The organism is Bradyrhizobium sp. Ken01 (genome assembly GCF_055807355.1).
Genome location: NZ_JBVVPC010000061.1, coordinates 1 through 19,884 on the forward strand (window position 1 = coordinate 1; position 19,884 = coordinate 19,884).

At 64.8% G+C, this 19,884-nt stretch carries 16 protein-coding genes; 11 read left to right on the forward strand and 5 right to left on the reverse strand.

What is annotated here, in order from left to right; genetic code table 11:
• Positions 1-208 precede the first annotated feature (208 nt).
• The 8 genes from AC0L3S_RS35155 (at position 209) to AC0L3S_RS35190 (ending at position 8,754) form a co-directional block, all read left to right on the forward strand.
• The gene (locus tag AC0L3S_RS35155) at positions 209-1,147 is read left to right on the forward strand and encodes a LysR family transcriptional regulator (protein ID WP_473265867.1); all 939 of its coding nucleotides are present in this window, start codon (positions 209-211) and stop codon (positions 1,145-1,147) included.
• 143 nt (positions 1,148-1,290) lie between these two features.
• Positions 1,291-2,169, forward strand: coding sequence for a shikimate dehydrogenase (locus AC0L3S_RS35160; RefSeq protein WP_473284370.1), 879 nt, complete (start codon positions 1,291-1,293; stop codon positions 2,167-2,169).
• Positions 2,170-2,226: 57 nt separating this feature from the next.
• The gene (locus tag AC0L3S_RS35165; RefSeq protein ID WP_473284372.1) at positions 2,227-3,357 is read left to right on the forward strand and encodes an ABC transporter substrate-binding protein; all 1,131 of its coding nucleotides are present in this window, start codon (positions 2,227-2,229) and stop codon (positions 3,355-3,357) included.
• Positions 3,358-3,526: 169 nt separating this feature from the next.
• Positions 3,527-4,402 (forward strand): branched-chain amino acid ABC transporter permease, encoded by an 876-nt coding sequence (locus tag AC0L3S_RS35170; RefSeq protein WP_007615760.1) that lies wholly within the window; start codon positions 3,527-3,529, stop codon positions 4,400-4,402.
• Positions 4,399-5,397, forward strand: coding sequence for a branched-chain amino acid ABC transporter permease (locus AC0L3S_RS35175; RefSeq protein ID WP_473265864.1), 999 nt, complete (start codon positions 4,399-4,401; stop codon positions 5,395-5,397). The genes AC0L3S_RS35170 and AC0L3S_RS35175 overlap by 4 nt, the downstream gene beginning before the upstream one ends.
• A complete protein-coding gene (locus AC0L3S_RS35180; RefSeq protein WP_473284374.1) occupies positions 5,394-6,137 on the forward strand; it encodes an ABC transporter ATP-binding protein in 744 nt (247 codons plus the stop codon). The genes AC0L3S_RS35175 and AC0L3S_RS35180 overlap by 4 nt, the downstream gene beginning before the upstream one ends.
• An 11-nt stretch (positions 6,138-6,148) precedes the next feature.
• Positions 6,149-6,886 (forward strand): ABC transporter ATP-binding protein, encoded by a 738-nt coding sequence (locus AC0L3S_RS35185; RefSeq protein ID WP_473284377.1) that lies wholly within the window; start codon positions 6,149-6,151, stop codon positions 6,884-6,886.
• The gene (locus AC0L3S_RS35190; RefSeq protein ID WP_473284379.1) at positions 6,883-8,754 is read left to right on the forward strand and encodes a bifunctional sugar phosphate isomerase/epimerase/4-hydroxyphenylpyruvate dioxygenase family protein; all 1,872 of its coding nucleotides are present in this window, start codon (positions 6,883-6,885) and stop codon (positions 8,752-8,754) included. The genes AC0L3S_RS35185 and AC0L3S_RS35190 overlap by 4 nt, the downstream gene beginning before the upstream one ends.
• 199 nt (positions 8,755-8,953) lie before the next feature.
• On the opposite strand, the gene AC0L3S_RS35195 is transcribed toward AC0L3S_RS35190, so the two are convergent.
• Positions 8,954-10,126, reverse strand: coding sequence for an ABC transporter substrate-binding protein (locus AC0L3S_RS35195; protein WP_473265860.1), 1,173 nt, complete (start codon positions 10,124-10,126; stop codon positions 8,954-8,956).
• A 307-nt stretch (positions 10,127-10,433) separates the two neighbouring features.
• Between AC0L3S_RS35195 and AC0L3S_RS35200 the strand changes: the two genes are divergently transcribed.
• Positions 10,434-11,696 (forward strand): NAD(P)/FAD-dependent oxidoreductase, encoded by a 1,263-nt coding sequence (locus AC0L3S_RS35200; RefSeq protein WP_473265859.1) that lies wholly within the window; start codon positions 10,434-10,436, stop codon positions 11,694-11,696.
• 167 nt (positions 11,697-11,863) lie between these two features.
• On the opposite strand, the gene AC0L3S_RS35205 is transcribed toward AC0L3S_RS35200, so the two are convergent.
• Genes AC0L3S_RS35205 through AC0L3S_RS35215 form a run of 3 tightly spaced genes read right to left on the reverse strand, consistent with a single transcriptional unit; the run spans position 11,864 to position 14,688 of the window.
• Positions 11,864-13,075 carry an ABC transporter substrate-binding protein gene (locus AC0L3S_RS35205; protein ID WP_473284382.1) on the reverse strand — a complete coding sequence of 404 codons (1,212 nt, stop codon included), beginning with the start codon at positions 13,073-13,075 and terminating at the stop codon, positions 11,864-11,866.
• A 57-nt stretch (positions 13,076-13,132) separates the two neighbouring features.
• Positions 13,133-13,456 (reverse strand): 2Fe-2S iron-sulfur cluster-binding protein, encoded by a 324-nt coding sequence (locus AC0L3S_RS35210; RefSeq protein ID WP_473284384.1) that lies wholly within the window; start codon positions 13,454-13,456, stop codon positions 13,133-13,135.
• Positions 13,457-13,467: 11 nt separating this feature from the next.
• Positions 13,468-14,688: a cytochrome P450 gene (locus AC0L3S_RS35215; RefSeq protein ID WP_473284386.1), complete on the reverse strand. Its 1,221-nt coding sequence runs from the start codon at positions 14,686-14,688 to the stop codon at positions 13,468-13,470.
• A gap of 83 nt (positions 14,689-14,771) precedes the next feature.
• On the opposite strand from AC0L3S_RS35215, the gene AC0L3S_RS35220 reads away from it, so the two are divergent.
• Positions 14,772-15,278, forward strand: coding sequence for a MarR family winged helix-turn-helix transcriptional regulator (locus AC0L3S_RS35220; RefSeq protein WP_473284388.1), 507 nt, complete (start codon positions 14,772-14,774; stop codon positions 15,276-15,278).
• A gap of 381 nt (positions 15,279-15,659) precedes the next feature.
• Here AC0L3S_RS35220 and AC0L3S_RS35225 read toward each other — a convergent pair whose 3' ends face one another.
• Entirely contained in the window at positions 15,660-17,516 is a 1,857-nt protein-coding gene (locus tag AC0L3S_RS35225) for a feruloyl-CoA synthase (protein WP_473284391.1), read from the reverse strand.
• Positions 17,517-17,821: 305 nt separating this feature from the next.
• Between AC0L3S_RS35225 and atzF the strand changes: the two genes are divergently transcribed.
• The gene (gene atzF, locus AC0L3S_RS35230; protein ID WP_473284417.1) at positions 17,822-19,627 is read left to right on the forward strand and encodes an allophanate hydrolase; all 1,806 of its coding nucleotides are present in this window, start codon (positions 17,822-17,824) and stop codon (positions 19,625-19,627) included.
• Positions 19,628-19,884 lie beyond the last annotated feature (257 nt).

Below are 19,884 nucleotides of genomic sequence, written 5' to 3' on the forward strand. Positions count from 1 at the left end.
TTGGCCGGTGGCCACCGGCCAAGGCGCTAAGTCACTTCCATCGCACAAATGCTGGCCGTGCAGATACAAGGGGTTGTTTCCACGCGTTCAAATGCGCGAGGCTCGCACGGGGAGAGAACCCCTCGCCCTATCGCGGCGGTCCACCCTCCCCCACAAGGGGAGAGAGAAACGCAGCGCCGCCAACGATGATCATTCGGATGCCCAGAAAATGATGACGCTGCGCCAGGTTGAAGTGATCCGTGCCGTGATGGTGACGGGCACTATCGGCGGCGCGGCGAAGCTGCTGAACGTTTCGGCGCCGGGCATCAGCCGCCTCGTCAAATACACCGAGCGCTCGCTCGGCATCCGCTTCTTCCAGCGCCAGAACGGCCGCTATTTCCCCACACCGGAAGCCGAGAACATCTTCGAGCAGATCAACGGCGTCTACAAGAAGGTCGATGACCTCTCCGAGATTATCTCCAAGATCGGCCGCGGCGGATTGTCGGAGCTGCGCATCGGCTCGGTGCCGAGCATTTCGCAAGTCATGGTGCCGCGCGCAATCGAGCGGGTCCGGCGGCGCTATCCGGATTTGGGCATCGATATCAACATTCTAAAGCTCGAGGAAGCCATCGACTACCTCATGCTCGGCCGCGGCGAGTGCGTGGCGATGAGCTACCGCCTGGAGCATTCCGGGCTCGACTTCATGCCGCTCGCCTCGGGCGAGCTCTATTGCATCGTGCCGCCGGGCCACGAGCTCGCCGGCCGCAAGCAGGTCTCCGCCGCCGAGATCACCCGCTATCCGCTGATCGGCATCGATCCCAACGATCCCTACGGGCGGATCATGGCCGAGATCTTCGCGCGCCACCGCCTCGAGTACAACATCACCATCCGCGCCCGCTTCGGCACCACGGTCTGCGCGCTGGTGAAGGCGGGGCTCGGCATCGCCATCATCGACCAGTTCACGGTGGCCCATGGGGGCTATCCCGGCATCGAACTGATCAAGATCACCGAGCCGACGCGATTCGAGACCTATATCGCGGTGAAGCGCGGCGCGCCGCTGTCGCTTCATGTCGAGTATTTCATCGAGTCCCTGCGCGCGGAGATGCGCGCGGTCGAGCCGTCGCGGGGCAAAGGCAGGGCCGCGCCGCCACGGGGGCGGAAGAGATAACATTATGTTAGGTTTGCAGGACAAAAGGGTAATTGTGTTAGGCCGAGGAAAGGCTATCGTTGCCAGGGGAAGCCCCTTGGAATTGAGCGGATTTCCCCGCTAGTGGCCGGGACCAAACGCTCCCAACGAGACGATAGCGAACCATGTCAAAGCGCGGACCTGCCGCATCCAAAAAGCTCCTGACCGGCCTGATCGGCGCACCCATCGCGCATTCCGCCTCCCCCGCCATGCATGAGCGCGCCGCGGAGGGGCTTGGCCTGCGCGGACATTATCAGCTCATCGAAGTGGCCGGCGCCGGCTCGGCCGAGCTCGCCATGATGCTGGAAGGCGTGCGGCGCCTCGGCTTTGCCGGCGTCAACGTCACGTTTCCGTACAAGGAGGCGGTGGTCCCGCTGCTCGATGAACTGGCACCGGGCGCGGCCGCGATGGGGGCGGTCAACACCGTCGTCGTCAGCAACGGCCGGCTGATCGGCCACAACACCGACACGACGGGCTTTGCGCGCGCCGTCGCGCCGCTGCTGGCGGCCTCTGGAAACGCGGTCGCCGTGATCGGCACCGGCGGCGTCGGCAAGGCAATCGCCTTTGCGCTGGCGAGCCTTGACGTGACCGACATCCGCATCTTCGACAGCGAGCCGGCACGCGCCGAAAAACTCGCCGCGCTGCTCGTCAAGCAGGGTGGCGCCAGGGTCGCCGCAAGCGTCGAGGACGCGCTCGACGGCGCAACCGGCCTCGTCAACGGCACGCCGGTCGGCATGCTGCCGAACCGGGAAACGCCGGTCGCGCCGACGCTGTTGCGTCAAAACCTGTGGGTCGCCGACGCCGTCTATTCGCCGCTGATCACGCCGCTGCTGGCGGCTGCCCAAGCCAAGGGCGCGCGGATCATGACCGGCCGGGAGCTTGCGATCTACCAGGCCGCCGACGCTTTCGAACTGTTCACTGGCCTTGCCCCATCCACCGAGATCATGGGAGAGGCATTCAACGAGGTGATGGCGGCACGAAGCCCGGCCTATCACGCAGCGTAACCGAAGCGGCCGGACACAAGGCCGCACGTAACATCAAAAGAAATCGGAGGAGAGACCATGAAATCGACCATTCTGGCGGGCGCCCTGCTTGCCTTCGCGACTGCATCCAGCGTCCACGCCCAGGCGATCAAGCTTGCCGACGTCGCCGAGCTGTCCGGCGGCGGCGCTACCGTCGGCACCAACTGGAAGAACGGCATCGATCTCGCGATCGAGGAGATCAACGCCAAGGGCGGCGTGCTCGGCCGCAAGCTGGAAGTCACTCATGCGGATTCGCAATCCAACCCGGGCGTCGCGCGCGCGCAGGTGCAGAAGGCGCTCGACGCCGAGCCCTATGTGCTGCTCGGACCCGGCTATTCCGGGTCCGTGAAGGTGACCGCGCCGCTGGCGGCCGAGGCCGGCATCGCGCAGATCATGGGCGGCGAAGCCGCCGAGCTGACGCAAGGCGGAAACAAATTCCTGTTCCGCACCTCGTTCGGCCAGCAATCGTCGATGCCGAAGGTCGCCAAATACATTCACGACGACATGAAGGCGAAGTCGGTCGCGGTGGTCTGGGTCAACAATGATTTTGGCCGCGGCGGTCGCGATGTCGTCGTCAAGGAGCTCGACCGTCTCGGCTCCAAGGTCGTCGCCGATCTCTCCACCGAAGCGGGTCAAGTCGATTTCGCCGCCGACGTCGGCAAGATCAAGGCCGCCAATCCCGACGCCGTGTTCGTCTATTTGAACGAGGAAGAGAGCGCGCGCATCCTCAAGGAGCTGAAGCGCCAGAGCGTCACCGCGCCGCTGATGGGCGAAACCACGCTGATCGGGCAGAAGGTGATCGAGCTCGCGGGCGATGCCGCCAACGGCGCGCGCGGCCATGTCGGTCTCACCACCGATGCGCCGGTCGACCTGATCAAGGCGTTTCGCGACAAGTTCGCGAAGAAGTACAATTACGTGCCCGACCATAATGGGCTGAAAGGCTATCTCGCCGTCTACATGGTGAAGGCCACCACCGACAAGATGGGCAAGGTCGATTCCAAGGCGTTCGCCGACACCCTGCACGGCCTGACTATCAAGGCCGCCGACGAGCCGGGCATCCTGATGGACGTCACCTTCAGCGACACCGGCGACATCGACCGCCAGAGCTTTCTGGTCGAGGTGGTCGAAGGCAAGCAGATCGTGAAGCAGGTGCTGCCGAAGGTGAAGTGAGGTGTTCTTCGCCTCTCCCCGCGTGCGGGGAGAGGTCGGAATTTGCGCAAGCAAATTCCGGGTGAGGGGGAGCCTCCACGAGTCCAACTCTCAGCGACCTCGCGGAGGCTCCCCCTCACCCCGACCCTCTCCCCGCAAGCGGGGAGAGGCAGGAGAGAGAGAGGGGAAAATGTCCAATCTGTTCGATCTTCTGGTCGCGGGACTTGCCACCGGAGCGATCTATGCGCTGGTCGCGGTCGGCTTCACGCTGCTGTGGCAGACATCGCAGACCATCAATTTCGCGCAGGGCGAGTTCGTGATGCTGCCGGCGTTCCTGATGCTGGCGGCGATGCATGCCGGCGCGCCGTTCTGGCTCGCGATCATCCTCGGCATCCTGCTCTCGATGCTTTTGCTCGGCCTCGCCTTCAAGATGCTGCTGGTGGATCCGATGATGCGCCACGGCGTGCTGCCGCTCGCGATCGCGACCATGGCGCTCGCGATCGGCCTCAAGGAGGCCGTAAAGCAGTTCTTCAGCGCCGAAGCCTCACCCTTCCCCTCGATCGTGCCGACCGGCGACGTCTCCATCCTCGGCCATGCCGTCTCGCTGCAAAGCATCGGCGTCCTCGTCCTCGCCATCCTTGCCGTCTTCGGCCTGACTGCGCTTCTCAACCGCACCTCGCTCGGCCACCAGATGCAGGCGGCGGCGCAGAACCCGACGGTGGCGCGCATCATCGGCGTCCCCGTCGAACGGATGATTCTCCTGACTTTCCTGATCAACGCATTCCTGGTCGCTCTCGCCTCGCTGTTGATCACGCCGATCTACCTCGCGAAATTCACGTCCGGCGAGGTGCTGGGCCAGGCCGCCTTCATCGCCGCGATCGTCGGCGGGTTCAACCAGGTACGCGGCGCGATCGCAGGCGGTCTCCTGATCGGCGTGCTCGACAATCTCGCGGCCGCCTATGTCTCGACGCAGTACCGCGCCGCCGTGCCGATGATCTTCCTGATCGCCGTCATCCTGTTCCGGCCGCAGGGCTTGCTCGGCCGCGCCGAGGAACGCACCGTATGAGCGGCTTCGCCAAACCTCTCAAGATCGCGTTCGGCCTCGTCGTCATCGCTGCGCTGATCGTTGCCCCCATGAACTTCAACCGCTACGGCCTGTTCATCCTGAGCCAGTGGGCGGTGATGGCCATCGCCGCAATGGGCCTCAACCTCACGCTCGGTTATGCCGGCCAGGTGTCGCTGGCACAGGGCGCCTTCGTCGGCATCGGCGCTTACGCCGCGGCGATCATGACCACCCATGGCTGGCCGCTGCCGGCGGCGATCGTCGTCGCGATGGCCTTGAGCTTCGCGGTCGGCTGGGTGCTCGGCTATCCGGCGCTGCGGGTCCAGCACCACTACCTCGCCTTCGTCACGCTCGCCTTCTCTACGCTGGCCTTCCTGGTGTTTCGCAACGAGAGCTGGCTCACCGGCGGCATCTACGGCATCTCCAACATTCCGCGGCCCCATATTTTCGGCATCGCGACCAACAAGCCGCTGCCGTTCTACTATGTCTGTCTCGGCTCGCTCGCGATCGTGTCGCTCGCAGTGTGGTGGCTGATCCGCTCGCCCTGGGGCCGCGCCTTCATGGCGCTGCGCGAAAACCCGCTACGGGCGCAGTCGCTAGGCGTTGACACGCGACGCTATACGCTGATGGCGTTCGCGATCGGCTCCGCGCTCGGCGGGGTCGCCGGCGCGCTCTACGCGCCGCTGACGCAATATATCGATCCCGTGCCGTTCAACCTGTCGCTCTCGCTCGACCTCCTGATGATGGTGATCGTCGGCGGCGCCGGATTCTTCCTGGGTCCGTTCCTCGGCGCGATGATCGCGGTGCTGCTGCCGGAATGGCTACGCTTCACCGAGGGCTATTATCTGATGCTCTACGCGATCGCGGTGATGGGGCTGCTGATCTGGTCACCGACCGGCATTTTGGGAATCCTCGACCGCTATCTCGCCGAGCGCCGAACCAAAGCGGCCTCGGCTCAGCGCGCCGTCGCAAAGTCCCGGCTGGAGACGGTGCAATGAGCGCTGTCCTCGAAGTCACCGACATCAAGAAGAATTTTGGCGGCATCAGCGCCGTCGGCGGCGTCTCTTTCGACGTCCGCGAGGGCGAGATCCTCGGCCTGATCGGACCGAACGGCTGCGGCAAGTCGACCCTGTTCAACTGCATCCTCGGCCAGCTCACGCCGAGCGGCGGCGAGGTCAAGCTCGACGGCAAGGTCGTCACGGGCTTGCGCCCCGCCGAGCTCAACAAGCTCGGGGTCAGCCGCACCTTCCAGCTTCTGCAGGTGTTCCCAAAACTCTCGGTGCGCGAGAACCTGATCCTCGCAGGCCAGGAGCACCAGGGCAGCATGGCCTCGCGGCTGGTCGGCCGCTCCGATGCCGGCCTCACGGAGGCCGCCAACCAGATGATCGGCTTTTTCAAGCTCGATCATCTCGCCGACGAGCCGGCCGGCGGTTTATCCTATGGCCAGCAAAAACTGCTCGACGCCGCCATGGCCTTCATGGGCGGACCGCGGCTGGTGCTGCTCGACGAGCCCGCCGGCGGCGTCAACCCGTCGATGTTGACGGATTTGAAGGAGCGGCTGGTGGCGATCAACCGCGAGAAGAACGCCACCTTCGTCGTGATCGAGCACAACATGGAATTCGTGATGTCGCTGTGCTCGCGCGTGATGGTGATGGCGGAAGGCAAGGTGCTGGCGATGGGACGGCCCGACGAGGTCCGCAAGGAACCTGCCGTGATCGAAGCCTATCTCGGACACTAGGGAGAGCCATCATGAGCGATCCGATCCTTTCGGTTCACAATCTCGTCGGCGGTTACGGCAAGATGACGATCCTGAACGGCACCACCTTCGCCGTGCCGCAGGCCACCATCACCACCATCATCGGCCCGAACGGCGCCGGCAAATCCACCGTGTTCAAGGCGATCTTCGGCCTGCTCAAGCTGCGCGAGGGCAAGATCAACTTCACCGGCCGCGACGTCACCCATTTGAGCCAGCGCGCGCTGCTCAATGCCGGCATCTGCTACGTGCCGCAGGGCCGCAACATCTTTCCGGAGCTGTCGGTGCGCCACAACATCGAGCTTGGCGGCGTTTCGGCGGGCAAGGGCATCGACCTGCGGAGCCGGATCGAGGCCGCTCTCGACCTGTTCCCGGCGCTGCGGCGGAAATCGACGCAGCAGGCCTCCACGCTGTCCGGCGGCGAGCAGAAACAGCTCGAAATCGCCCGCTCGCTGCTGCTCGAGCCGAAGCTCGTGCTGATCGACGAACCCTCGATCGGCCTGTCACCGCTGATGGTGCAGCAGACTTTCGATATCCTGAAATCCCTGCGCGACCGCGGCGTCACCATTCTGATGATCGAGCAGAACGCACGCTCGGCGCTGGAGATTTCCGACATCGGCATCGTGCTCGAACTCGGCCAGACCCGCATGATCGACGGCGCGAAGCGCATTTTGAATGATCCCCGCATCGGACAATTGTTCCTGGGCGGAGCGATGGAGGACAACGCAGCATGACCAAACGCTCGATCGCAACGGTCTCTCTCTCCGGCGCCCTCGACGAGAAGCTCCGCGCCATTGCAGCCGCCGGCTTCGACGCCGTCGAGATTTTCGAGAACGATCTGCTGTCGTTCGGCGCCGGCCCGCGTGACATCGCAAAGCTCTGCCGGGGCCTCAATCTCGAGATCTGTGCGTTTCAGCCGTTCCGCGATTTCGAGGGCATGCCGGAGCCGCAGCGGTCGCGCAACTTTGCCCGCGCCGAACGCAAGTTCGACCTGATGCAGGAGCTCGGCACCGACCTGCTGCTGATCTGCTCCAACGTGTCGCCGGCCTCGCTCGGCGGCATCGACCGCGCCGCGGATGATTTTCGCGAGCTCGGCGAGCGCGCGGCCAAACGATCTTTGCGCGTCGGCTACGAGGCATTGGCCTGGGGACGCCACGTCAACGACTACCGCGACGCCTGGGAGATCGTGCGCCGTGCCGATCACCCCGCGATCGGAATCATCCTCGACAGCTTTCACGCACTGGCCCCCGGCTTTCCGGTCCGCGCGATGGCCTCGATCCCCGGTGACAAGATCTTCCTGGTCCAGCTTGCGGATGCGCCGAAGCTCGAGCTCGACATCTTGTCGTGGAGCCGGCACTTCCGCTCCTTCCCCGGCCAGGGCGATCTCCCGGTCGGCGAGTTCATGGCGGCGATCGCGGCGACCGGCTACGCCGGGCCACTGTCGCTGGAGATCTTCAACGACCAGTTCCGCGCCGGCTCGGCCGTGCAGACCGCGGTCGACGGCCTGCGTTCGCTGATCCTGCTGGAGGACCAGCTTGCACCGGATTGGCCAAAGCTCATCAGCGAACCCTTGGCGCCCAAGCCCAAAAGTGGAGGCACGGGATTCATCGAGTTTGCCGTCAACGAGACCAAGGCCGGCGAACTCGCCCGCCTGCTTTCGCAGCTCGGTTTCCGAAAGACCGGCAAGCATCGCAGCAAGGCGGTAGAGCGCTGGTCGCAGGGCAAGGTCGAGCTCGTCGTCAACTCCGAGACCGACGGCTTTGCGCATTCGCACTACGTGACGCATGGCCCCGGCGTCTGCGCCATCGCGCTCGATGTCGACAATGCCGGCCTTGTTATGCAGCGCGCCGAGACACTGAAAGCGCGCACCTTCTACCAGCCGGTCGGACCGGGCGAGTTGGAGATCCCCGCGATCCACGGCGTCGGCGGCAGCCTGCTTTACTTCCTGGACCAGGCCGGCAAGAACTGGGACACGGATTTCGAACAGGTACCGAGCGACGCCGGCGCCGACGCCCTGCTCGCCGTCGATCACATCGCGCAGTCGATGCCCTATGACGAGATGCTGTCGTGGCTGCTGTTCTACACCGGCATCCTCGACCTCAAGCGGCTGCCGCAGATGGAGATCGCCGATCCCAGGGGCCTCGTGCAAAGCCAGGCCGTCATCAACGGCGACCAAAGCCTGCGCTTCGTGCTCAACGGCTCATCCGCTAACCGCACGCTGCCGGCCCGCTTCATCTCGGAGTTTTTCGGCTCGGGCGTGCAGCACGTCGCGTTCACATGCCGGGACATCTTTGCGGCGGTCGCGGAGATGCGCAAGCGCGGCGCGGATTTCCTGGATATCCCCGACAATTACTACGACGACATCGAAGCCAAATACGACCTCGCACCCGAGCTGATGGCCCAGCTGCGCGCCAACCACATTCTCTACGATCGCGAAGGCGACGGGGAGTTCTTCCAGGTCTATACCCACATCTTCGACGAGCGCTTCTTTTTCGAGATCGTGGAGCGAAGGGACTATCAGGGCTTCGGCGCGGCCAATGCCGGCATCAGGCTTGCGGCGCAGGCCCGAGAGGTGCGGCCTGTGAGCATGCCGCGGGTGTAGAATCTCTCCACGCCGTCATTGCGAGGAGCCTTGCGATGAAGCAATCCAGAATTCCTCCGCGGAAAGATTCTGGATTGCTTCGCGGCGCTCGCAATGACGTGGTGAGAACGTGAGAGTTCGGCGACTGGGCAGCTCGTAGAGACAGCCCCTCACCCCTATCCTCTCCCCTTAAGAACGGGGAGAGGGAGAAGCAACCAGCTCACTTCATCGGACACTTGTCGTGGAAGCGGTCCTGGTCGGCCGTGACGATGGTGGCGGCGGTCTTCAGCGTAAGCTCGCCCCCGGCGCCCTTCACCACGTCCTGCAAATAGAAGTTCTGGATTGGGATGTGGTTGTTGCCGTATTTGAAAGGGCCGCGCAGCGACTTGAAGTTGGCCTTCTCCATCTCGGCTTTCATCGCATCCTTCTTGCTGGTGTCGCCGCCGACGGCGACCACCGCGCTATTGATGAGCTGCGCCGCGTCATAGGCCTGCGCACCGTAATAGCTCGGCCGGGCGCCCGGATATTTCTTGCGGTAGTCGGCGACGAACTTCTTGTTCTGCTCGTTCGGGAGGTCGTTCACCCACTCCTGCGCACCAGACACCCCGAACGCATTCTCCTTCTGCAACGGCAACGTCGTCTCGTCGACAGTGAAGGCGGTGTAGAGCGGCATGGTGCTCTTGAGGCCGGCCTGGACATATTGATTGAGGAACTGCGCGCCGGCCGCACCGGGATAGAACACGAAGATCGATTCGGCGCCGGAGGCACGGGCTTTCGCCAGTTCGGCGGAGAAGTCGAGCTGGCTCGGCCAGACCGTATACTCCTCGCCCTTGATCTCGCCTTTGAAGGTACTCTTCACACCCGAGAGCATGTCCTTGCCCGCAGCATAGTTCGGGCCGATCAGGAACACGCTCTTGACGCCGTTCGCGTTCATGTAGAGGCCCATGGCGGCCGGCGTCTGGTCGTTCTGCCAGGAGGTCGAGAACACATAGGGCGAGCAGAGCTCGCCGGCGAGCTGGGACGGGCCGGCATTGGCCGAGATCAGGAAGGTCTGCGAGTCCACCGCGGTCTTCAGCGAGGCCAGCAGCACGTTCGACCAGATGTAGCCGACGATGAAATCGACCTTGTCGGACTGCACCAGCTTCTCGGTCTTCTGCTTGCCGACGTCGGGCTTCTGCCCGTCGTCCTCGTAGATCACCTCGACCGGCTTGCCGTCCATCTTGCGGCCGAGGTGATCGAGCGCGAGCTCGAAGGAGTTGCGCATGTCGTTGCCGATCACGGCAGTCGGGCCGCTGAAGGTCGAAACGAACCCGATCTTGATGGTGTCGCCGGCGAATGCCGGGCCTGCCAGCACCAGCGCCGCTGCGCCCGCCAGCCAGAATGCCGTCCTCATAACCACTCCCCTCCATATTATTATGCCCGGAAGCGGGGTGATTGCCGCCCCGGGTCATCTCTATTGAACGCAAAATCTGTCGCGCCGCCAATGGCTCAGCGCCCGCCCCTGCACCATATTTCGCCGCGATCGGCGATAGCAAGAAATATAATTCTACTTACTTCGGATGAGGCTGCGGCGCTTTTTCGCGGGATAGCGATACACTCGATATCCTTAGCCTATCCGTCCATTGATGACGGCTATTGGACCGCCACGCCCAATCCGCACTTAAATGAGAGAATAGAGCAGCGAGATTCGAGGGCGCATCATGACCACGACACCGCATCGCGTCGTCATCGTCGGAGCCGGTTTCGGCGGGCTGGAGACGACCTACCGGCTTGCCGGCAGCCCGGTCGAGATCACGCTGATCGACCGTCGCAACCATCATTTGTTCCAGCCGCTGCTCTACCAGGTCGCCACCGCCTCGCTCGCCACCAGCGAGATCGCATGGCCGGTCCGGCACCTGATGCGCGACCGGCGCGATGTGACGACGCTGTTTGCGACCGTCAGCGGCATCGACGCCGGCAGGCGCTGCGTACTGATCGACGACGGCAGCGAGGTGCCTTACGACACGCTGGTGCTCGCCACCGGCGCGCGGCATGCCTATTTCGGCCACGACGAATGGGAACAGTTCGCGCCAGGCCTGAAGACGCTGGAGGACGCGACGACGCTGCGCCGTCACATCCTGGTGGCGTTCGAGCGCGCCGAGCGCGAGACCGATCCCGAAAAGCGCGCAGCGCGATTGACTTTCGTCATCGTCGGCGCCGGCCCCACCGGCGTGGAGCTCGCTGGCACCATCGCCGAAATGGCGCACCACACATTGCCCGCCGACTTCCGCAACATCGACACCAACAAGGCGCGGGTGGTGCTGATCGAGGCCGGCCCGCGCGTGCTCGCAGGCTTTCCCGATGATCTCTCGGCCTATGCGCAGGCCTCGCTGGAAAAAATCGGTGTCGAGGTCGTGCTCGGACAGGCCGTCACCGAGATCAATCGCGAGGGCGTGGTGTTCGGCGGCAAGCTGCTCGAAGCCAAGACACGAATCTGGGCCGCCGGTGTGCGCGCCTCGCCCGCGGCCGAGTGGCTGGGCGCACCGGCCGATCGTGCCGGGCGCGTGCAGGTCGAAGACGATCTTACCATCCCCGGTCATCCCGAAATCTTTGCGATCGGCGATACCGTCTTGATCAACGCCTGGGACGGCAAGCCTGTGCCCGGCATCGCGCCGGCCGCCAAGCAGCAGGGCCGCCACGTGGCCGAGACCATCAAGGCGCGGCTGCGCCAGGAGCCGACCGGCCCGTTCCGCTACAAGCACTCCGGCAGCCTCGCGCAGATCGGCAAGCGGCTCGCGGTGATCGACTTCGGGCGCATCAAATTGCGCGGCACCATCGCGTGGTGGATCTGGGGCATCGCCCACATCTACTTCCTGATCGGCTTGCGCCACCGCCTCAGCGTCGCGTTGAGCTGGCTTTGGATCTACGCCCGCGACCAGCGCGCCGCGCGGCTGATCACGCAGGGAAGCAGCAAGGTGGTGTAGGTTGTTTCCTTCTCCCCTTGCGGGAGACGGTGGCGCGAAGCGCCGGATGAGGGGTTCTCTCCACTCGCAAGACCATTCGTGAGGATAGAACCCCTGACCCGCCTTCGCTCACGCGAAGCCACCCTCTCCCGCAAGGGGAGAGGGTGCAGCTACGCTCTTCGCTACGATCACTTCACCAACCCGCAGCCACCCTCCGCCAGCGGTCGAAACGCCTGCTCCGCGGAGATCGTCGAGACCAGCTTGTAATAGTCGTACGGATATTTCGACTCCTCCGGCTTCTTCACTTCGAACAGATACATCGGATGCACGACGCGGCCATCCTGGCGGATCGTGGTGTCGCCGAACAGCTTGTCCTTGCCCTTGAACTTCTTCATCTCGGGCACGGCATCCTTGGCATTGTCGCTGCCGGTTGCGGCGACCGCGTTGAGATAAGCCAGCGTGGAGGCATAAACTCCGGCCTGGTTGCCGCTCGGCATCTTGCCGTTCATGCCGGGCCGCGCGGCGAACCGCTTGGCGAAGGCGCGGGTGTCATCGTTCATGTCCCAATAGAAGGCCTCCATGAGCTGGAGGCCTTGCGCGACCTTGATGCCCATGCCGTGGACGTCGTTGATGAAGAGCAGGAAGGCGACGAGCTTTTGTCCGCCCTGCTGGATCCCGAACTCGGCCGCTTGCTTCACCGCGTTGATGGTGTCGCCGCCGGCATTGGCGAGCCCGATCACCTGCGCCTTCGAGCCCTGCGCCTGCAACAGGAACGACGCGAAGTCGGACGTGCCGAGCGGATGCTTGCTGGATCCGATCACCTTGCCGCCATGCGCCTCGATGTATTTCTGAGCTTCCGTCTCGATGCCCTTGCCGAGCGCAAAATCGACCGTGAGGAAATACCACTCCTTGCCGCCGCGCGACACCATGGCGGCCGCCGTGGTGTTGCCGGTCGCCCAGGTGTCGTTGACCCATTGGATGGTGTTGGGCGAGCAGGCCTTGCCGGTGAGATCGGAGCTCGCGGTGGACGATGCGAGAAACGTCATGCGGCTGTCGCGCAGCAGCGTGTTGATGGAGAGGCCAACGGCCGAGTTCGGCACGTCGACGATGGCGTCGACGCCCTCGACATCGAGCCATTTGCGCGCGATGGCGTTGCCGACGTCGGCCTTGTTCTGGTGATCGGCATAGACGATATCGACCTTGATGCCTTTGCCGCCGCCGTTGAAATCCTCAGCGGCCATGCGCGCGGCCTCGACCGAGCCCATGCCGTTGGTGTCCTGGAAGATGCCGGAGATGTCGTTGAGCACGCCGACGCGCACGACGTTGTCCGAGATCTCGGCAGTTGCCGCTCCGCCAATCAGGCTCGCCGCCAACGCAAGCGTCCACTTCAGATGTCTCATGGTTCCCTCCCCTGTTCGATGTGATGCCGCGCCGGTCGTTGCCGGCACGTTGAAGACTCAGACTTGCCGCTCCGGCAGTCTCAGCACGAGCCCGTCCAGCGCGGGCGTGATGTGGATCTGACACGACAGGCGGCTGTTCGGCAGCCGCTCGGTCGCGGTGCCGTCGAGCAGCGCGTCCTCGTCATCGGCCACTGCCGGCAAAAGCGCGAGCCAGGTGTCGTCGACATAGACGTGGCAGGTCGCGCACATCGCGTTGCCGCCGCATTCGGCTAGAATGCCGTCGAGGCCGTGACGGGTGGCGGCCTGCATGGCGCTCTCGCCGACGCCGGTTTCGATGCGATCGGACTTGCCGTCGGGATGGATGAAAATGATGGCGGGCATAGAACTTCTCGTCAGGCCGGAGTGATGGTCACAGGCAGGCTGTCGAGCCCCCGCAGCGTGTTGTTGAAGCGGCGCTTCGGCTCGCCCGTGATCTCGATCCCGGCAATGCGCTTCGCCAGTGCGGTCAGCATCACCTCGCCCTCGAGACGCGCGACGAGCTGGCCGACGCACATGTGGATGCCGGAGCCGAAGCCGACATGGCCGGACGAACGCCGGGTGATGTCGTAACTGTCCGGCTTGTCCCAGCGCCGCGGATCGCGATTGGCGGCGGCGAGGAACATCAGCACCTTCTCGCCCTCGCCGATCGTTGCGCCGGACAGCTCGATCTGGCGCGTGGTGGTGCGGAAAAACGTCTGCACCGGGCTCTCGAAGCGGACGGCTTCCTCGAAAGCGTTGCGCGCCAGCGTGAGATCGTCGCGCAAGCGTTGCCACTGGTCGGGGAAGCGCGCGAGGCAATAGACGGCGGCGCCGATGCCGTTCACGGTGGTGTCGAGGCCGGCGGACAGCAGCGAGCGCACCAGCAGCGGCGCCTCGGTCGCCGTGATCTCGCCGTCGTCGACACGGGCGTGAATGCAGGCGCCGAAGCCGCCGGGCGCGAGATTGTCGCGCTGGCACTGCTCGGTGACATAGGCCTGGTGCGGCGCCGAGCGCGCGATCGCGTCCTGCCGCAGCTGGTTCGGCGGGCCGAACGCGTTGAAGACGAGGCTCGCATAGGGGATGAGATGCTCGCGGCCTTCGGGCTTCAAGCCCAACGCATCCGGGAAGATCGAGAGCGGATAGGCCTCGGCGAGATCGGTGATCGCATCGAAGCTGCGCTTCTCCAGCAGAGCATCAACACGTTGCTCCGCCGCCGCCGCAAAGCGGTCGCGCACCTGCTTCATCACGGTCGGCGACAGCACTTTCGACAGCACCGCGCGGGTGCGGGTGTGCGCGGGCGGATCGGCTTCGAGGATCAGGCTCGGCGGCCGCCACGGCGTCTCCTTCTTGAAGTCGGAGAGGCCGACGCCGCGGCTGGAGCAGAAGGTCGCGGGATCATTCAGCACGGCATGAACTTCGGCATAGCGCGCCACGCCGTAGACGCTCCACTTGTCGAGATAGACGACAGGTCCGGCCTCCCGCAACAGCTCATGCGTGGGATAGGGATCGGCGAAAAACTCCATTGCGAAAGGATCGACGTCGAGATGCGGGACAGGCGACGAACCGGTGATTTCCGGGGAGCTGGAAGTGCTCATGGAAGTCCTCCCTCATTTTGAACTTGTGAAAGGGCGGCGCTTACTCTTAGGTCTCCAGACACGCCGCGAGACAGAATCCCGACATGCCGCCGTCTTCGACCAGAGCCCGCCAAAAACCTGCGCCCGCCGAAACGGGACCGACGCTCGATCTCGACCGCTACGTCCCGGCGTTCATCACCTTCATCGCCAACAAGCTCTCCAACAGCGCCACCGCGTTCTATCAGCGGCAGTTCGGCGTCAACGTCACGGAATGGCGGATCATGTCGCTGCTGGCGATCGAGCCCGGCATCCCCGCCTCGCGCATCTGCCATGTCATCGGTTTCGACAAGGGCCCGGTGAGCCGGACGCTGGCCGGCCTGGAAAAGCGGGCGCTGATCTCGATCCGCACCGATCCCAACGACGGGCGCACCCATTCGATCGCGCTGACCGCGAAGGGCCGCGCCATCCATGACAAGGTGATCGTCGCGGCATTCGAGCGCGAACGGCGCCTGTTGTCCTGCCTGGACAAGGACGAGCGCGAGGTGCTGATCGACCTGTTGCGCCGCCTGCACGAGAATCTCGGCGCGGTGACCGGCAGCACCGAGACCTGACGGGCCACGCAGCGAGCTGCGGTCGCCGTCATGTTCACGCATGCGCAGGCGCTCGCCCGCGGCGCCCTCTCTGCCGAGCATTGCTTCCTCCGATCCGACGCGGCGGTTCCTTCCGCCGTCATCCTTGTCTGGAACGGTTCGCATAAATTAGTTGCCGAGGCAACAAAAGAATCATGCAGCAGAATGCGGCAGGTTGGCTGGCGTATTTAGGCTTGCCCAACTCTCGTGTCCCGGACGCGCTGCAGCGTGAAACGCTGCTGCGCAGAGCCGGGATCCATGCGACCGCGCGCATTAAGCAAGATAGGCCCCGGCTCTGCAGCGCATCACTGCGTGCTGCGCTGCGTCCGGGGCACGAGAGCAGCTAGCGCGGGCGTGGACGGGCTAACTGCCGCAACCGATCCACTCACCCGAGACATCGTCATCCAACCGCGCCAGGGCATCGGCGCGCCGCGTCAGCACGGCGCGCTGGTTGATGTAGCCCTTGTCGGTGATCTCGCCGCCGTCGACCGACGGCGGCTCCGCGAGCAGCAGCGCGCGCGTGGCGTGGCCGGAGGAATTGGCGCCGTGTTGCTTGAGCTTCGCCAGACCCTGCGCGATCGCGACTCTGACCTTGTCATGCGCGAGCACGTCGTTGACGCCTGCGGTCTCGGGCAGGCCGGCATGCGCGCGGCACGCAGAGATGTTGGGAAAGACCAGGAAGCGCACCTCGTCGCCGCCATGGCCGGTGACGACGATGTCCTGCGCGAGCGGCGCCAGCGCGGCGATGCCGGCGACGCGCAGCGTGCCGACATTGACCCAGGTGCCCGAATTGAGCTTGAAGTCCTCCGCGACGCGGCCGTCGAAGAACAGGCCGCGCTCAGGCCGGTTCGCATCGGCGAACTTCACGGCGTCACCGATAAGATAAAAGCCCTCGTCGTCAAACGCCTGCCTGGTCAGCTCCGGCGCCTTCCAGTAGCCCGGCGTGACGTTGGGGCCGCGCACACGCACCTCCAGTTTGTCGCCGGAGGTGACGAGTTTCAATTCGGTGCCGGGTATGGGCACGCCGATATTGCCCGAGCGCTCCGCGAGGAAATGGCAGTCGGTCGCCAGCGGCGATGTCTCGGTCGAGCCCCACGCCGAGACCATCGGCATCGCGCGGCCAACGGTCTTGATGGAGAGCTGTTCGAGCGCGTCCCAGAGATTCTGCGGCAGCGCAGCCCCTGCGTAGAAGGCGAATTTCACCTCGCTGAAGAAGCGGCGACACAACTCCTCGTCGTCGCGCAGCGCCGCAATCAACATGTCGAAGCCGCGCGGCACGTTGAAATAGACCGTCGGCATCACGCTTCTGAGATTGCCGAGTGACGTCGCAAACAGGCCGGGCGCCGGCTTGCCGCCGTCGATATAGAGCGAGCCGCCATTGCGCAGCACCAGATTGAAATTGTGGTTGGCGCCGAACGTGTGACTCCAGGGCAGCCAGTCGAGAATGACGACATCTTCGCGCGCCTGTTCGAGAAAGGTCCACGTCTGGGCCTTGGCCTGCTGGCTGGACGTGAGCATGCGGTGGGTGTTGATCACGGCTTTCGGCGTGCCGGTCGAGCCGGAGGTAAACAGGAATTTCGCGATCGTATCGGACGTCACTGCGGAGAAAGCCGTTGCGACGTCGGGGCTCTCCGGCGTTGCCGCGATGGTGCGGAAGGCCAGCGCATCGGTATCGTCGGCATTGCCGCTGATGATCTGCGCGCTATGCAGGGGCTTGATCGCGGCCAGCGCCGCCGCAAACGGCCTCGTCGCGGAGACATAGATCGCGGCGGGCTCAAGCAGCGTAATCATGCTCTTGAGCTTGTCAAAATCCTTCGACATCAGCGAATAGGCCGGGGAGATCGCCGCCGAGGGCACGCCGACATGCTGGGCCGCGAGTGCCAGCAGCGCATGATCGACGCTGTTGTCGGAGAGGATCGCGAGCGGGCGCTCCGGACTGAGACCTTGCGCCAGAATCCATGACGCTGCCGCGCGCACCTGGCGCAGCGCCTGCGCATAGGTGACGGTGGTCCATGGCGCTTCGGCGCTGCCGCGCTCCGCGAGGAAAATCGCATCGGGCCTCTGCCTCGCCCATTGCTCTAGCCAGTCGCCGACGCAACGCGCGCCATTGCCCAGGGGCTCGGGCGAGCGCAGCACGATGCTGCCGTCGGCGCGATGGTCAGCTACGGTTCTGGGTGTCGCGAACAAGCTCGAAGCATCACCGCGAGGGGCGGCTGTCATGGTTTCCTCCTCGCCCGGAGCCGGGACCGGCCGCAGCCTCGTCCGGACCGCGTTGGCCGGCATGTTGGCCACGACAATTGTTGGGGCGCAAGCTCGGGCAGGGCGAGCTGCCCATTATTTGCGCAAATGCCCGTAACAGGGCGCTGACACGCGGGCCCGCCGGCGCTCGAATTATCCCACAAGCCACTGATCTCTCGATAATATCCGGAGCACTTGTCCTGCCCGAATTCTGTACACAATGGCACATCGCTTGCTTCGATCCGGCTGAAGAGACGTAGCCGGAGTTTGTCGACATGAGGGCTGAAATGGGGGCTGAGCAGCCTGAAACGATCGCCGCGATCGTGGCCGCGCATCGCGCGGGCACGCTCACCCCGGCGCAGACGGTCGCGCGCACCTATCAGCGCATCCGCGACCACAACGATCCCGCCGTCTTCATCAGCCTGCGCGACGAGAAGGACGCAATCGCGGAAGCCGAGAAGCTCGCCACCAAGGAGGCAGCCACCCTGCCGCTCTATGGCGTACCGGTCGTGGTGAAGGACAATATCGACGCGCTGGGATTTCCGACCACTGCGGCGTGCCCGGCTTTCTCGTACACCCCGACACACGATTCGACCGCGGTGCAGCGGCTGCGTGCCGCGGGCGCCATCATCATCGGCAAGACCAATCTCGACCAGTTCGCGACCGGCCTGGTCGGCGTGCGCTCACCCTACGGCATCCCCCGAAACGCGATCCGCGAGGACCTCATTCCCGGCGGATCGAGCTCGGGATCGGCCACCGCCGTCGGCGCCGGGCTGGTGCCGCTGTCGTTGGGCACCGACACCGCCGGCAGCGGGCGCGTGCCGGCAATGCTCAACAACATCGTCGGCCTCAAGCCGAGCCTCGGCATGATCTCGACCGCTGGCCTGGTGCCGGCCTGCCGGACGCTCGACTGCATCTCGGTATTCGCTTTGACGGTCGACGACGCCGCGCTCGCACTGTCGGTGATGGCAGGTCCCGACCAGGCCGATCCGTTCTCGCGCGACCGGCCGCTTGGCGCGCTCACCCCGCTCCCGGCAAACCTGCGCCTCGGCGTGCCGCGCAGCGGGCAGCTGATCTTCTTCGGCGACAAGAAGGCGGAAGCGGCTTACGCCGATGCGCTGAAGCGCTGGACCGCGCTTGGCGCAACGCTCGTCGAATTCGACCTCGAGCCGTTCTACGAGACGGCGCGGCTGCTCTACGAGGGACCGTGGGTCACGGAGCGTTACCTCGTGATCCGCGACCTGCTCGCCTCCGCGCCGGATGCGATCCATCCCGTGACGCGCGAGATCACCGCCGCCGGCGCGCGGCTGACGGCGGCGGACACCTTCTCCGCGCTCTATCGCCTGCAGGGCCTGCGCAAGATCGCCGAGCGCACCTTCACCAATATCGACGCGATGGTGTTGCCGACGGCGCCAACGGCCTACACGACCGCGCAGGTGCTGGCCAATCCGATCGAGCTCAACAGCCGGCTCGGCACCTACACCAACTTTGTCAATCTGCTCGACCTCTGCGGTCTCGCGCTGCCAGCGGCAATGCGCGCCGACGGCATCCCGTTCGGCATCACGCTGCTTGCGCCCACGGGCCACGACGCGCTGCTCGCGAGCATCGGCCGCGTGTTCCATGCGGACACCAAGTTGACGCTTGGCGCAAAGGGCGTAGCGCAACCCGCGCTGGCGTCGCTTGCCGCAAGTGGCAGCGACGAGATTCCCATCGCCGTGGTCGGCGCGCATCTCTCCGGCATGGCGCTGAACGGCGAATTGAAAGCGCTGAACGGGCGCCTGATCGAGGCGACCAGGACCGCGGCGGACTACAAGCTCTACGCATTGACGACCACGCCGCCGAAGCCGGGCATGCTGCGCGTCGAAACCGGCAAGGGCGCGTCGATCGAGCTGGAGATCTGGTCGCTGTCGTCGTCCGCCTTCGGCAAATTCGTCAACGCGATTCCCGCGCCGATGGCGATCGGCACGGTGCGGCTCGCCGATGGCCGCAGCGTGAAGGGATTTCTCGTCGAGCCCGAGGTGCTGGGCGAGGCGCGAGATATTACCGCGTATGGTGGATGGCGGAAATATATGGCGGAAGCAGCGAGGGCCTGAGCTCAATACCACGGTCGTCCCGGACAAGCGAAGCGCAGATCCGGGACCCATAACCACAGGACGAAGTTTGGCGAAGACTCGGAGTTACCATCTCGTGCCACAACCACTCCCTGGGGTTATGGGTCCCTGTGTCTTGGAAGTCTGTCAGGATGAGGGTGGGCGGGAAGCCGTTGGGTCCTTGGCGCTTGACGCCGTGAGCCGGCTCGGTCTCCCGCCCGTTCCATCTATCAACCTGAACAGTTGCACGAGGCTGCGCC